Genomic DNA, 12,479 nt, shown 5'->3' on the forward strand with positions numbered 1-12,479 from the left:
TGAACAATCAGTTCTGGAGCAACGACCTTAACGGACCGATGGCGAGCCTTGCCGTGATCATTTTCCAGTTCGCGATGAGCCCCTATGAAGACTGGCACCACCTGGCGTGGGCCGGCGCACTGCTGATTACACTTTTCGTGCTGGGGCTGAATATCCTGGCACGTTCACTGTTCAAAAAGAGCGGAATGCAATGACCGAAGTGCATCTGAAAGCACCCCATCTCATGCACCCTGAATACATACAGGAAACGCACATGGCCGAGACCAACAAGATTACCGTCAACAACCTGAACTTTTATTACGGCAAGTTCCATGCACTGAAAAATGTCAGTATGAGCGTCCCCGACAACCGCGTTACGGCTTTCATCGGTCCCTCCGGCTGCGGCAAATCCACGCTGCTGCGCACTTTCAACCGCATGTACCAGCTCTACCCCAGGCAGCGCGCGGAAGGAGAAATTCTGCTCGACGGGGGAAACATCCTCGACCCCAAGCAGGATCTCAACCTGCTGCGCGCCCGTGTGGGCATGGTGTTCCAGAAGCCGACGCCGTTCCCGATGTCGATCTACGACAACATCGCCTTCGGCATCCAGCTCTATCAGCGCATCGGCAAATCCGAGCTGAACGACCGCGTGGAATGGGCGCTGCACAAGGCAGCCCTGTGGAACGAGGTCAAAGACAAGCTGGACCAGGCCGGCACCAGCCTTTCCGGCGGCCAGCAGCAGCGCCTGTGCATCGCGCGCGGCATCGCGGTCAAGCCGGAAGTGCTGCTGCTGGACGAGCCCTGCTCCGCACTGGACCCGATTTCCACCGCGCGCATCGAGGAGCTGATCCACGAACTGAAGAACGAGTACACCATCGTCATCGTCACTCACAACATGCAGCAGGCAGCGCGAGTTTCCGACTACACCGCGTATATGTACCTGGGTGAACTGATGGAGATCGGCGACACCGACACCATGTTCACCAAGCCCAACCGCAAGGAAACCGAAGACTACATCACCGGCAAGTTCGGCTGATTTTCCGCCCGGGCAAGAGTTCCCGCCTTGTCCGCCCACCGCCCCGCCGGCTGGCTGCCGGTTTTTTGTTCACATTGCTGTCACACAACTGCGGCATTCTGCATTCCCAAATGCATAAAGGGGAAAGCAAAATGAGCCCGGTCATCGATATCCGCACCTTCAGTAATCCTCAGCCTAAAACCCATGAGGACCTATGCCAGCGATTGCGCGACATTATCGACGGCGAGAGCTTGAGCGCATTGTTCCAGCCCATCCTGGATATGGGCAGCGCCACCGTCGTCGGCTATGAAGGCCTTATCCGCGGCCCATCCGACAGTCCTTTGCATTCCCCGGTGGCGCTGTTCAAGCTAGCGCGCGATTGCAATCTGGTGGCCGAGGTCGAATACCTGTGCCGCCGCATCGTGCTGGAATCGTTCGCCCGCCTAGGCGGCAAGGGCAAGGTGTTTCTCAATATCAGCCCGGACGTGCTGCTGCAACAGGACTGGAAAACCGGCCAGACGCTGCAATACATCCAGCAGATCGGCCTGCAGCCGCAGCAGGTCATCATCGAAATCACCGAAAATGCGCCGACCACCGATTACCAGTTATTGCGCGAAGCGGTGCATCACTATCGCAACATGGGCTTCGAAATCGCCATCGACGATTTGGGCGAGGGGTTCTCCGGGCTGCGCCTGTGGTCGGAGTTGCGCCCCAACTACGTCAAGGTCGACATGCATTTCATCCAGGGTATCAACCTCGACCCGCTGAAACTGCAATTCGTGCGCTCGATACAGGAAATCGCCAACAAATCCGGCGCCCGCGTCATTGCCGAAGGCATAGAGACCGAGGCCGAGCTGATCGCGGTCAGGGATCTAGGCATCGCGTTCGGGCAGGGCTACCACATTGCCCGCCCCAATCCACAACCCGCGCTGCAAACGACACCGGAAATCACCCAGATCCTGATCGGCAGCAATTACGGCGGCGCGCAGCGCTATTTATCCAATCACCGCACCACGGTAGCCAAGCTGATCAAACCGGTGCCGCCGGTGGCGCCGGATTGCCCCAACGATGTGGTTTACGAAATGTTCGAAAAGCATCCGGAGCTCTACTCGATCCCGGTCGTCAAAGCCGGCATGCCGGTCGGCATCATCGGCCGCGATACGATGATCGACCGCTTCGCCCGGCCCTTTCACCGGGAACTGTACGGGCGCAAATCCTGCGACAGGATGATGGATACGGCTTCGCTGATGGTGGACAAATCCACCAGCCTGCACGACCTCAGCGATCTCATTTTGCAAAGCGAGCCGCACCATCTTTCCACCGGCTTCATCATCACCGACGAGAATGGCAATTATATCGGCATGGGCAGCGGCCACGACCTGTTACGGCTCATCACCCAGATGCAGATCAGCGCTGCCCGCTACGCCAACCCGCTGACCTTGCTGCCGGGCAACGTGCCGATCAACGAACATATCGATAGCCTGCTGCATGAGGAATTGCCGTTTGTTGCCTGCTATTTCGACCTGGACCATTTCAAGCCATTCAACGATGTCTACGGCTACCAGAAAGGTGACGAAGTCATTCAAATGAGCGGACGGCTGCTGAAGGAAATCTGCGACCCTGAGCGCGATTTTCTCGGTCATATTGGCGGTGACGACTTTATTATTCTTTTTCAAAGTGCCGATTGGGAACGACGTTGCAGAACCCTGTTGGCCCGCTTCAGCGAGACTGTCCCTTCGTATTACACCGAAATAGACCGTGCTCGCGGCGGTATCGAAACTGAAGACAGGCAAGGCAAGCGGGCATTTCAGCCGCTGATCAGCTTCTCCATCGGCAGCGTGATGGCCGATCCGTACAACTTTCATTCGCACCACGAAGTCTCGGCAGCTGCCGCTGTCGCTAAAAAGCAGGCCAAGAAAATCCCTGGCAACAGCCTGTTCGTGGAACGCCGCACGGCCCAGCAGGAAGCCATTCCGGCTTAGCATGTCGCGGTTTTGGAGATTCTTAAATGGCGAATTTCCTGACACAAAAAAATCATATGAAAGACATGTACCCTTAACAGTCGGCAACTATTCTGGCCATTCATTTAATTGACAGGCCGAAGAGTTATGCTGAGTGCTTCCTCAATCGCCGAATCCCGCGCCGGGCTGGCCGAGATCGAATCCGAATATGTCGCCCAGAGCCTGCTGCGCCACGCGCCGCTAGTCTCTCCCCAGCAAAGCAACGACGAAGTGCTGCAATTGATGAGCGATCATCCGGAGATCGCCAGCCTGCCGGTGGTGGAAAACGGCATGCCGATCGGCCTGATCAACCGCAACATCTTCATGGACGGCATGGCCAAGCCGTTCCGCCGCGAGCTGTTCGGCCGCAAGAGCTGCATCGCCTTCATGGACAAACAGCCGCTGATCGTCGCCAGGGACATGAGCATTCAGGATCTGAGCTTCAAGGTGGTGGGCGCGGGCGGCAAGACGCTGAACGACGGCTTCATCATCACCGACGAGCACGGCCTGTATCTCGGCGTCGGCACCGGTGAGGATCTGGTCAGGGTGGTTTCCAACCTGCAGGCCGAAAAAAACCGCCTGGTGATGGAGAGCATCAACTATGCCAGCGTCATCCAGAAGTCTTTCCTGCGGTCTTCCCGCGAGGATATGGCCGCTTCGCTCACGGATTACTTCATGCATTGGGAACCGCGCGACAAGGTTGGCGGCGACTACTACTTCTGCAAGAAATTCGACGACGGTTTTTTCATCGCGCTGATCGACTGCACCGGCCATGGCGTACCGGGCGCCTTCATGACGCTGATCATGGCTTCGTTTCTCGACCATATCCTGCTGGACGACAATCGCCACGACCCGGCTGGCGCATTGGCCGCAATGAACCGCAAAGTCAAGGTCGCGCTGGGCCAGATCGGCGAACAGAACATCGTTCCGATCGACGGCTCCAGATTCCATATGCAAGGCAACAAGGAACAGTCCGACGACGGCATGGACACTGCATTCTGCTGGATCAGCCCACAGACCGGAAAAATGATCTACGCCGGCGCCAAGACGCCGATTTTCTACATCCAACCCGGCGCGGCCGAAGTGAGCGCAATGGACGGTGACCGCAAGGGCGTGGGTTACGTCGAAACCCCGATGGATTATGCCTGGACCAACAAGGAAATCAGCCTCTCCCAGGGCATGTGCGTGTACCTGACGACTGACGGCATCATCGACCAGATCGGCGGGCCCAAAGACATTGCATTCGGTAAAAAACGCTTCTGCAATCTGCTGTTGGAACATTGCCAGAAAACCATGCCGGCGCAAGAAGAAATCATCATGAACGCGTTCTACGAATATCAAGGCAAGCAACGCCGACGCGACGACGTCAGCGTGCTGGGTTTCAGGATCTGATCGCCATGCAACTCGATTTATTCAGCGCTTTTCGCAATAGCGCGGATTTCAACGGCGTCCTGTTCTATTACAGCGGCATGCTCTCGCAAAACGTCATCGCGACCATGGGCGACACGCTGAAACAACGGCTGGAAAGCCAGGATGCCGGCGGCCCCAAGTCACGCAAGCTGTTCTCCAGCTTCATCGAAATGGTGCAGAACGCGCTGCACTACTCTCCCGATGCGCCCGGCGCCGACGGGCAGAAAGTAGGCGCGGTCGCCGTCGGCAGGCAGGGAGAAAAATTCTACATCGTCTGCGGCAACCTGGTCCTGAAGCAGCATCTCGAGCGCATCCGCACCAAGATCGAACCGCTGCGCAGCATGACCATGGACGAGATCAAGCAGGCTTACCGCGAGCAACTGAAAAGCGATCACAGCGGCGACACCGTGAGCAAAGGCGCCGGTCTGGGATTTCTGACATTGGCGCGCGATGCCAGCGAACCCATCGAATACTCCCTGGCGGAAATACCCGGGAGTGAAGACGTCGCCTATTTCTACCTCAAAGCCATCGTATAAGGACATCCCATGAACGATCTCTACATTGCCCGTACCACGCATTCCCCCAACGTCGAGTTCCGCTTTTCCGGCCACGAACTGACATTGACCGGCGAAGCCTACCCGGAGAACGCCAATGAGTTTTTCCACCCTATCCTGATGGCTCTGGAAAACTATCTGAAATCCGTGGATGACCAGGAAATCCACTTCAACTTCAGGCTGACCTATTTCAACAGCGCCGCCACAAAAATGCTCTACAGCATTTTTGAACTGCTGAACGAATCCGCCTGCAGCAGCAATCATGTGATCCTGAACTGGTTCCATGACGAAGAGGACGACACCATCCTCGAATTCGGCGAGGCGGTGCATGACGATTTTTCAGCGCTGGATTTCCGGCCTCTTGCCACGGACACCGCCGCCGCCTGACCAATAATTTTTTACTCCAAGCTATTATTAGAAAGGAAAATCATGAAATCAAATATCGCGCATGCCCTCGCCGAGTTTCTTGAAGTTTTTCCTTACCAGGTCCTGGCATGGGACCATAAGGTAATTGATCATATGGTCAGGAATTCGGAATTATTCCGCAACTTCCAGCAAGGCGGTTCCAGAGCAAAATGGGATATATACAGCCATATCAAATACGGCTCCTTGATGTAAATTCCTCCCCCCTTAACCTAGGCCACCTGCTCCTGGGTTCTTTTTTACTTTATGGATTACTCTGCCTGTCGGTATTGTTCGATCGTTGTCAGATAGAAACTCTGCAGGCGCTCAGCCATGCTGCCAGCAGACCATAGCCCGGCATATTGCCGGCCCGCTTCGCCAAGCCTCGCGCGGGCTTCGTCGTCTTGCAGCAGCCGGATGGCCTTGTCGGAAAAATCCTCCACATCCTCTTCGGCAATCCATGCTCCCGCCCCTTCCTTCAAGACATCGCGCGTCCCCATTTCCGCGATGGAAACCACCGGCACGCCCTGGGCCATCGCTTCCAGCAGGACCAGCCCCTGAGTTTCGGTTCGCGATGAGAAAATGAAAATGTCCGCCGCGCTGTAACAATCGTTAAGCTCGGCATGGCGGTCGAGATAACCGATGAACCTGACATTGCCCCCCAGCCCCAGCTCGCCCGCCTCGCGCTCCAGCCCCGGACGCGCCGGACCTTCGCCGGCGACGAGTACCAATACGTCTGGAATAACGCGCCGGATACGATGTGCGACTTTCAACAGGAAGCCGATGTTCTTTTCATGGGCCACCCGGCCGAGGAACAGCAGTACCGGCCGATCCTGGGCGATGCCGTATCTGTCGCGGAATGCGGCGCCGTCGCCGGAATTGAAGCTTTCTGGCCGCATGCCGGTAGGGATGACTTCGGCCGGAGTTGTTACCCCGTATTGACGTAAAACTTCCAGCATCGGGTGCGACGGCACCACCATGCCATGCAGGCTGTTTCCCTGGTGCGAGGAAAACCTGCGGGCACCCATGCGCATCAAGCTGCGCGGCAGGAACGGCACGTAGTGGTAGAGATATTCTTCAAAAAAAGTGTGGTAGGTTTCGACGCAGGGGATACCCATGGTCCTGGCCAGTTTGAGGCCCAGGTAATGCGCCACGAACGGCGTCTGGACATGCACGATATCGTAGAACTCGCTGCGCAGTTGGCCGAGGTGGTCCAGGGCCCAGCTGAATTTCATCAGGCGGTCTTCCGGGTCCAGCGGCAGACTGCGCGCAGGCACCCGCATGATGTCGCTCTCATCGTCGCTGGGTGCGAAATAATCCGGCGCAATCAGATGCACGGTGTCGCCGCGGGCGCGCAATTCGTGGCGGAAAGTTTGGATGGACGTGGAAACGCCGTTGATCCGAGGAAAATAAACGTCCGACACGAACAGGATTTTCATCACCGGCTACCGGTTGTTAAAATCCTGCAATAGTAGAAAAACTACATGACAACAGGATGTCAGCGGCTCATTGGCCCCATAAGAGCAATCCCCACACTGCGGCAAGCGCGATCAGGCTCGCCAGCACGGCAGCACTGCCTATATCTTTGGCGCGCTTGGCCAGGCGATGGTTTTCCAGAGAAATGCGGTCCACCGTGGCTTCCACCGCCGAGTTCAGCAATTCCACCACAATTACCAGCAGCACGCTGGCGACCAGCAGGGCGCGCTCGACGCCGGTTTGTCCCAGATAGACGCCCAGCGGTATCAACACAATGGCCATCCGCACTTCCTGGCGAAAGGCATCCTCATGCTGATAAGCAGCCTTGAAGCCTTCCAGCGAATAATGCAACGCATTCCACAGGCGTCTTAAACCGGTTTTACCTTTATGCGGGCTTTCCATCCAATGGTCCTTCAAATGACACGCCCGGCAGTATAACAACCTAAACAGGCAGCTTGCACTGTCATCATAAAATCATGAGCTTGCCACATCCCGTTCATACTTGCACGGCACATTGCGCGGCATGCACAAGCACTTCATCAGACTCGTCTGGCTGGCGCCGCTGCTGCTGCACAGCATGGACGCCAACGCCTGGGGGCTGCTGACCCATGTTTATTTCGCGCAGTGGCTGGTGTGGACGTTGCCGCTGCTCGACCCCAACCTGCGCCGCGCCGTGCAGCGCTTTCCCGATCTGGTGCTGGCCGGTGCCTGCCTGCCGGATCTGGCACTGGTGTCGCCAACATTCCACCACACCCATCAATGGGAAAGCTGCCAGGACTTGCTGCGCTGCGCGCACACCGATGAAGAAATCGCGATCTCTGTCGGCTATGCCAGCCACCTGTTCGTGGATGTGGTGGCGCATAACCATTTCGTACCGGCGCACGAGGCGATGTGGCTGAAGGGTACGCTGCTGACTCATGTGGCCGGCGAATGGGCAGTGGATGCGCATCTGGCGCCGCTGTTGTCCAGAACGCCGCATCAGCTTCTGCAGCGACACCATGACCTGCTGGCGCCATTTCTCGCCCGCCGCTTTCGCTGCAACCGGCAACGTGCAGCCAAAGCGCTGCGCCGCCTGGCTGCGGCCGACCGTCTGTTGCGCGCCGTACGCCTGCCGCAATTGCTCTACACTACCTTCAGTTGCCTGGACCGGCGCGTATTCGACCACTTTGTCTATTACATCTCGCAAACCCAGGCCATGCTGCCCCAGATCGACAGCCTGTTCGCCGGCACCCAACCCGTCTGGGAGGCCGATCCGAAAATTCAGGACCGCAACCTGCTTTCCCAACTCAGACAACGCTGCCTGGCGCACTTGCGTGCACGCCACCCGGCTCCCATCGAGCATTTCTCACCGGGCCAACTGGCTCACAACATGAAGGAAATTCTGGCGATCAATACGCCGATTACCGCGCCCGCCAGCACATCGGTCGGGTAATGCAGCCCCAGCACCACTCGGGAAGCGGCAACCAGCAAAGTGAACGGCAGCAACAGCCAGGCCAGCATCGGATAATAGCCAAGCGCCACCGTGGTGAACAAAACCGCGTGCAAGGTATGCCCGGACGGAAAGCTGAAGCGGTCCAGCGGCGGCAAGCCAAGCGCGATGGCCTGATTCACCTCGAACGGCCTGGGGCGTGAAGCCTGGCCTTTGATGGCCTTGTATATAAGCGTGCCGGTGACTCCGGCCGCCATCATGTGCAAACAGGGCAACACACCTGCGCTGCCTTGCGCCAGCAAAATCCCCAGCATCACCGCATACCAGAACAGTCCGTCACCCAGGCGGCTGACGATACAAAACAGGCAGCGTACCCATGCACGTCGGCTGGAACGGTTAAACCTCAGGCATAACGCAATGTCGACCGCATTTATCTGGTGGAAACAATGATCCATGCGATGCCGGATCGGATGGCTGGCTTGATTTCCCATGCGACCAGCATCGCACGGGAATATTTAAGCAGTGTTAAGGTTTTGTTTTGGATTGATGAAATCTAACCGGCGGCACGCACCGCATCGGCAATGCGGTTGGCCAGCAACTCCACCTGCTGGCGTTGCCGGCCTTCGACCATTACCCGCACCTTGGGCTCAGTACCCGAAGGGCGCAGCAATACACGGCCGCTGCCATCCAGGGTATCTTCCGCAGCCTTCACCGCCGCCTGGATGGCGCCGTTGCCGTCCAGGTCGATGCGGCCCGCCACTTGCACGTTGATCAGCACCTGCGGATACAGCGTGAGGTCGGCCAGCAACTCATGCAACGCCACGCCGCTCTCGCGCATGGCTTCCAGCACCTGCAATGCGGCGATGATGCCGTCGCCGCTGCTGTGCTTGTCGAGGCAGAGAATATGCCCGGAATTCTCGCCCCCCAGCAGCCAGCCATTGCTGTTCATCAGCTCGAGTACGTAGCGGTCGCCCACCTTGGCGCGGATGAAGGGAATGCCGAGCTTGTCCAGGGCGTGTTCAAAGCCGAGATTGCTCATCAGCGTGCCCACCACGCCGCCGCCGAGACGCTTCCCGCACTGGCGATGCGCAGCGATGATATACAGCAGCTGGTCGCCATCGAGCAGATTGCCCTTGCTGTCGACCATCAGCAGGCGGTCGCCATCGCCGTCGAAGGCGACACCGAAATCGGCCGCATGCTCCAGCACGGCCTGGCGCAAAGCCTGCGGATGGGTGGAACCACAGCCGTCATTGATGTTAAGTCCATCCGGCAGCGCGCCGATACTGATGACCTCGGCGCCAAGTTCGTGAAACACGTGCGGGGCGATGTGGTAAGTGGCGCCGTGCGCGCAATCCACGACGATTCTCAGGCCGCGCAAATCCAGCGCATTGGGGAACGTGCTCTTGCAGAATTCGATATAGCGCCCTGCGGCGTCATTGATGCGGCGCGCCTTGCCGAGCTGCGCCGAGGAACGCACCAGCATCGGCCGCTCCAGTTCGGTTTCGATCTGCGACTCGATGGCATCCGGCAACTTGGTGCCGTCCGCAGAGAAGAACTTGATGCCATTATCCTCGAACGGATTGTGCGAAGCGGAGATGACGATGCCTGCCTGCGCGCGCAAGGCCCGCGTGAGATAAGCGACCGCTGGCGTCGGCATCGGGCCGGTCAGCAGCACATCGACGCCGGCGGCGGAAAGCCCGGCCTGCAGCGCGGATTCCAGCATATACCCGGAGATGCGGGTGTCCTTGCCGATCAGCACGGCAGGATGCTCTCCGCGCGCCAGATGCAGGTCGAGGCCACATAGTACCTTGCCCGCGGCATAGCCCAGCCGCATCACAAAATCCGGCGTTATCGGCGCATCGCCCACCTTGCCGCGCACGCCATCGGTGCCAAAGTATTTTCTTGTCATATTTCGTATTATGAACTACCGGGAACGCGGGAGAAAACCGCGCTAATCGATAATAGCCGCCACCACCGCCAGCGCATCCTTGGTGGCTTTCACATCGTGCACCCGCACCACGCCCGCGCCTTTCATCACCGCCACGACCGCCGCCGCAATGCTCGGCGGCAAACGATCTTCAACTCTGTTGCCTGTAATATGGCCCAGTACGGATTTGCGCGACAGTCCGGCCAATACCGGATAGCCCAAGGCACACAGTTTCGGCAATTCGCGCAGCAGGGCGATATTGTGCACGCTGCGTTTGGCAAAGCCAAAGCCGGGGTCGAGCATGATGCGCTCACGCGCGATGCCGGCTGCGACGGCCGCCTCGGCACGGAGCCTGAGGAATTCCAGCACCTCGGCCACGACATCGTCGTATTGCGGGTCGGTTTGCATGGTTTGCGGCGTGCCCAGCATATGCATCAGGCAGACCCCGGCATTACTGGATGCTACGGCTTCCAGCGCCCCGGGTTCTTGCAACGCCTGCACATCGTTAATGAGATCGGCGCCGGCAGCAATCGCGGCACGCATGACTTCGGGTTTGTAGGTGTCGATGGAAATGGGGACATCGACCAGATTGACCAGCCCTTCGATAACCGGAATGACGCGCTTCAACTCCTCGTCCAGCGGTACCGGTTCGGCGCCTGGGCGGGTTGATTCACCGCCGATATCGAGAATGTCCGCGCCTTCAGCCACCAGGCGGACGCCGTGTTCGATCGCAAGTTGCGTCGAAGCGTACCGGCCGCCGTCGGAAAAGGAATCCGGCGTCACATTGACAATGCCCATCACGCGCGGACAGGCGAGATCCAACTGATAACTACCGCAATCGAAATGCATAGGACAAGAAGTAACTGGCAAGATCGAAGCTTTTGCCAATCACGTTACTTATAGCTCCTGCGCCGGCCGCGTGGTCGGCTTGGCAGCAGCCCCGGCCGAGCCGCTGCTGTCCGAAGGCGGCACGGGCGCCACCGGGCTGGGCTTGGGCGGACGGGGCGGCAGGCCGGCCATGATGTCGTCGATCTGCTCGGCATCGATGGTTTCCCATTCCAGCAACGCATGCGCCATCGCCTCGACCTTGTCGCGATTCTCTTCCAGCATCTTGCGCGCCAATGCATACTGCTCATCGATGATACGGCGGATTTCTGCATCGACTTGCTGCATCGTCGCTTCCGACATGTTCTTGTGGGTAGTGACCGAGCGGCCCAGGAATACTTCGCCTTCGTTCTCGCCGTACACCATCGGTCCCAGCACATCGGACATGCCGTAGCGCGTCACCATGTCGCGCGCCATTTGCGTCGCGCGCTCGAAGTCGTTGGAGGCTCCCGTGGTCATCTGGTGCATGAACAGTTCTTCCGCGATGCGCCCGCCGAACAGCACGGCGATGCGGCTCATCAGGAACACGCGGTCATAGGAATAGCGGTCTTCCACCGGCAGCTGCATCGTCAAGCCCAGCGCACGCCCGCGCGGGATGATCGTGACCTTGTGCACCGGGTCGGACTTCGGCAGCAACTTGGCGACGACTGCATGACCGGATTCATGGTAAGCAGTATTGCGCTTTTCTTCCTCGCTCATCACCATGCTGCGGCGTTCGGTGCCCATCATGATCTTGTCCTTGGCGCGTTCGAAGTCTTCCATGTCGACCACGCGCTTGTTGCCGCGCGCCGCGAACAAGGCAGCCTCGTTCACCAGGTTGGCAAGGTCGGCACCGGAAAAACCCGGCGTGCCGCGCGCAATGATATCGGCTTTGACGTCGGCGTCGATCGGCACCTTGCGCATATGCACCAGCAGGATTTGTTCGCGGCCGCGAATGTCGGGCAGCGGCACCACGACCTGGCGGTCGAAGCGGCCGGGGCGCAGCAGCGCCGGGTCGAGCACGTCGGGGCGGTTGGTGGCGGCGATGACGATCACGCCCACGCTGCCCTCGAAACCGTCCATTTCCACCAAGAGCTGGTTCAGCGTCTGCTCGCGCTCGTCGTTGCCGCCGCCCAAGCCCGCGCCGCGCTGGCGGCCGACTGCGTCGATTTCGTCGATGAAGATGATGCACGGCGCGCTTTTCTTGGCCTGCTCGAACATGTCCCGCACGCGCGCGGCACCGACGCCGACGAACATCTCGACGAAATCGGAGCCGGAAATACTGAAAAACGGCACCTTGGCCTCGCCGGCAATCGCGCGCGCCAGCAAGGTCTTGCCGGTGCCGGGGTTGCCCACCATCAACACCCCGCGCGGAATGCGGCCGCCCAGCTTCTGGAACTTGGTGGGGTCGCGCAGGAAGTCG

The 12,479-nt window shown here is 58.9% G+C and carries 13 protein-coding genes and 1 pseudogene; 8 read left to right on the top strand and 6 right to left on the bottom strand.

What is annotated here, in order from left to right:
- The 7 genes and pseudogenes from VGK14_RS10605 to VGK14_RS10635 form a co-directional block, all read left to right on the top strand.
- Positions 1 to 194 (top strand): annotated as a pseudogene (locus VGK14_RS10605) (phosphate ABC transporter permease PtsA); the annotation flags it as partial.
- Between the two features lie 59 nt (positions 195 to 253).
- Complete coding sequence (pstB, locus tag VGK14_RS10610) at positions 254 to 1,015, top strand: phosphate ABC transporter ATP-binding protein PstB (protein WP_331509053.1); 762 nt, start codon at positions 254 to 256, stop codon at positions 1,013 to 1,015.
- 131 nt (positions 1,016 to 1,146) lie between these two features.
- The gene (locus tag VGK14_RS10615) at positions 1,147 to 2,976 is read left to right on the top strand and encodes a GGDEF domain-containing protein (protein WP_331509055.1); all 1,830 of its coding nucleotides are present in this window, start codon (positions 1,147 to 1,149) and stop codon (positions 2,974 to 2,976) included.
- A 126-nt stretch (positions 2,977 to 3,102) separates the two neighbouring features.
- Positions 3,103 to 4,386: a SpoIIE family protein phosphatase gene (locus tag VGK14_RS10620; protein ID WP_331509057.1), complete on the top strand. Its 1,284-nt coding sequence runs from the start codon at positions 3,103 to 3,105 to the stop codon at positions 4,384 to 4,386.
- Positions 4,387 to 4,391: 5 nt separating this feature from the next.
- The gene (locus VGK14_RS10625) at positions 4,392 to 4,940 is read left to right on the top strand and encodes a SiaB family protein kinase (protein WP_331509059.1); all 549 of its coding nucleotides are present in this window, start codon (positions 4,392 to 4,394) and stop codon (positions 4,938 to 4,940) included.
- Positions 4,941 to 4,949: 9 nt separating this feature from the next.
- Positions 4,950 to 5,345 carry a DUF1987 domain-containing protein gene (locus VGK14_RS10630; RefSeq protein WP_331509060.1) on the top strand — a complete coding sequence of 132 codons (396 nt, stop codon included), beginning with the start codon at positions 4,950 to 4,952 and terminating at the stop codon, positions 5,343 to 5,345.
- Positions 5,346 to 5,387: 42 nt separating this feature from the next.
- Positions 5,388 to 5,576 (top strand): hypothetical protein, encoded by a 189-nt coding sequence (locus VGK14_RS10635; RefSeq protein WP_331509061.1) that lies wholly within the window; start codon positions 5,388 to 5,390, stop codon positions 5,574 to 5,576.
- Between the two features lie 56 nt (positions 5,577 to 5,632).
- Here VGK14_RS10635 and VGK14_RS10640 read toward each other — a convergent pair whose 3' ends face one another.
- Complete coding sequence (locus VGK14_RS10640) at positions 5,633 to 6,799, bottom strand: glycosyltransferase (RefSeq protein WP_331509063.1); 1,167 nt, start codon at positions 6,797 to 6,799, stop codon at positions 5,633 to 5,635.
- Positions 6,800 to 6,866: 67 nt separating this feature from the next.
- On the bottom strand, positions 6,867 to 7,238 hold the full coding sequence (locus VGK14_RS10645; RefSeq protein ID WP_331509065.1) for a diacylglycerol kinase: 372 nt from the start codon (positions 7,236 to 7,238) through the stop codon (positions 6,867 to 6,869).
- A gap of 121 nt (positions 7,239 to 7,359) precedes the next feature.
- On the opposite strand from VGK14_RS10645, the gene VGK14_RS10650 reads away from it, so the two are divergent.
- Positions 7,360 to 8,268 (top strand): zinc dependent phospholipase C family protein, encoded by a 909-nt coding sequence (locus VGK14_RS10650; protein ID WP_331509066.1) that lies wholly within the window; start codon positions 7,360 to 7,362, stop codon positions 8,266 to 8,268.
- Here VGK14_RS10650 and VGK14_RS10655 read toward each other — a convergent pair.
- The 4 genes from VGK14_RS10655 to ftsH all read right to left on the bottom strand — a co-directional run.
- On the bottom strand, positions 8,199 to 8,756 hold the full coding sequence (locus VGK14_RS10655; protein ID WP_331509067.1) for a phosphatase PAP2 family protein: 558 nt from the start codon (positions 8,754 to 8,756) through the stop codon (positions 8,199 to 8,201). The genes VGK14_RS10650 and VGK14_RS10655 overlap by 70 nt on opposite strands.
- 62 nt (positions 8,757 to 8,818) lie before the next feature.
- Positions 8,819 to 10,174, bottom strand: coding sequence for a phosphoglucosamine mutase (gene glmM / locus VGK14_RS10660; protein ID WP_331509068.1), 1,356 nt, complete (start codon positions 10,172 to 10,174; stop codon positions 8,819 to 8,821).
- A 42-nt stretch (positions 10,175 to 10,216) separates the two neighbouring features.
- Positions 10,217 to 11,041, bottom strand: coding sequence for a dihydropteroate synthase (gene folP, locus VGK14_RS10665; RefSeq protein WP_331509069.1), 825 nt, complete (start codon positions 11,039 to 11,041; stop codon positions 10,217 to 10,219).
- 48 nt (positions 11,042 to 11,089) lie between these two features.
- Positions 11,090 to 12,479: ATP-dependent zinc metalloprotease FtsH (gene ftsH, locus VGK14_RS10670; RefSeq protein WP_331509070.1), on the bottom strand; the 1,390-nt coding region annotated here is incomplete at its 5' end.

This window comes from Novimethylophilus sp. (assembly GCF_036504375.1).
Taxonomy (GTDB): Bacteria; Pseudomonadota; Gammaproteobacteria; order Burkholderiales; family Methylophilaceae; genus Novimethylophilus.

What these genes read in the sequence shown, in the direction of transcription:
- pstB (WP_331509053.1), top strand. Translation starts at nt 254, where the DNA reads ATGGCCGAGACCAACAAGATTACCGTCAACAACCTGAACTTTTATTAC.
- VGK14_RS10615 (WP_331509055.1), top strand. Translation starts at nt 1,147, where the DNA reads ATGAGCCCGGTCATCGATATCCGCACCTTCAGTAATCCTCAGCCTAAA.
- VGK14_RS10620 (WP_331509057.1), top strand. Translation starts at nt 3,103, where the DNA reads ATGCTGAGTGCTTCCTCAATCGCCGAATCCCGCGCCGGGCTGGCCGAG.
- VGK14_RS10625 (WP_331509059.1), top strand. Translation starts at nt 4,392, where the DNA reads ATGCAACTCGATTTATTCAGCGCTTTTCGCAATAGCGCGGATTTCAAC.
- VGK14_RS10630 (WP_331509060.1), top strand. Translation starts at nt 4,950, where the DNA reads ATGAACGATCTCTACATTGCCCGTACCACGCATTCCCCCAACGTCGAG.
- VGK14_RS10635 (WP_331509061.1), top strand. Translation starts at nt 5,388, where the DNA reads ATGAAATCAAATATCGCGCATGCCCTCGCCGAGTTTCTTGAAGTTTTT.
- VGK14_RS10640 (WP_331509063.1), bottom strand. Translation starts at nt 6,799, where the DNA reads ATGAAAATCCTGTTCGTGTCGGACGTTTATTTTCCTCGGATCAACGGC.
- VGK14_RS10645 (WP_331509065.1), bottom strand. Translation starts at nt 7,238, where the DNA reads ATGGAAAGCCCGCATAAAGGTAAAACCGGTTTAAGACGCCTGTGGAAT.
- VGK14_RS10650 (WP_331509066.1), top strand. Translation starts at nt 7,360, where the DNA reads ATGCACAAGCACTTCATCAGACTCGTCTGGCTGGCGCCGCTGCTGCTG.
- VGK14_RS10655 (WP_331509067.1), bottom strand. Translation starts at nt 8,756, where the DNA reads ATGGGAAATCAAGCCAGCCATCCGATCCGGCATCGCATGGATCATTGT.
- glmM (WP_331509068.1), bottom strand. Translation starts at nt 10,174, where the DNA reads ATGACAAGAAAATACTTTGGCACCGATGGCGTGCGCGGCAAGGTGGGC.
- folP (WP_331509069.1), bottom strand. Translation starts at nt 11,041, where the DNA reads ATGCATTTCGATTGCGGTAGTTATCAGTTGGATCTCGCCTGTCCGCGC.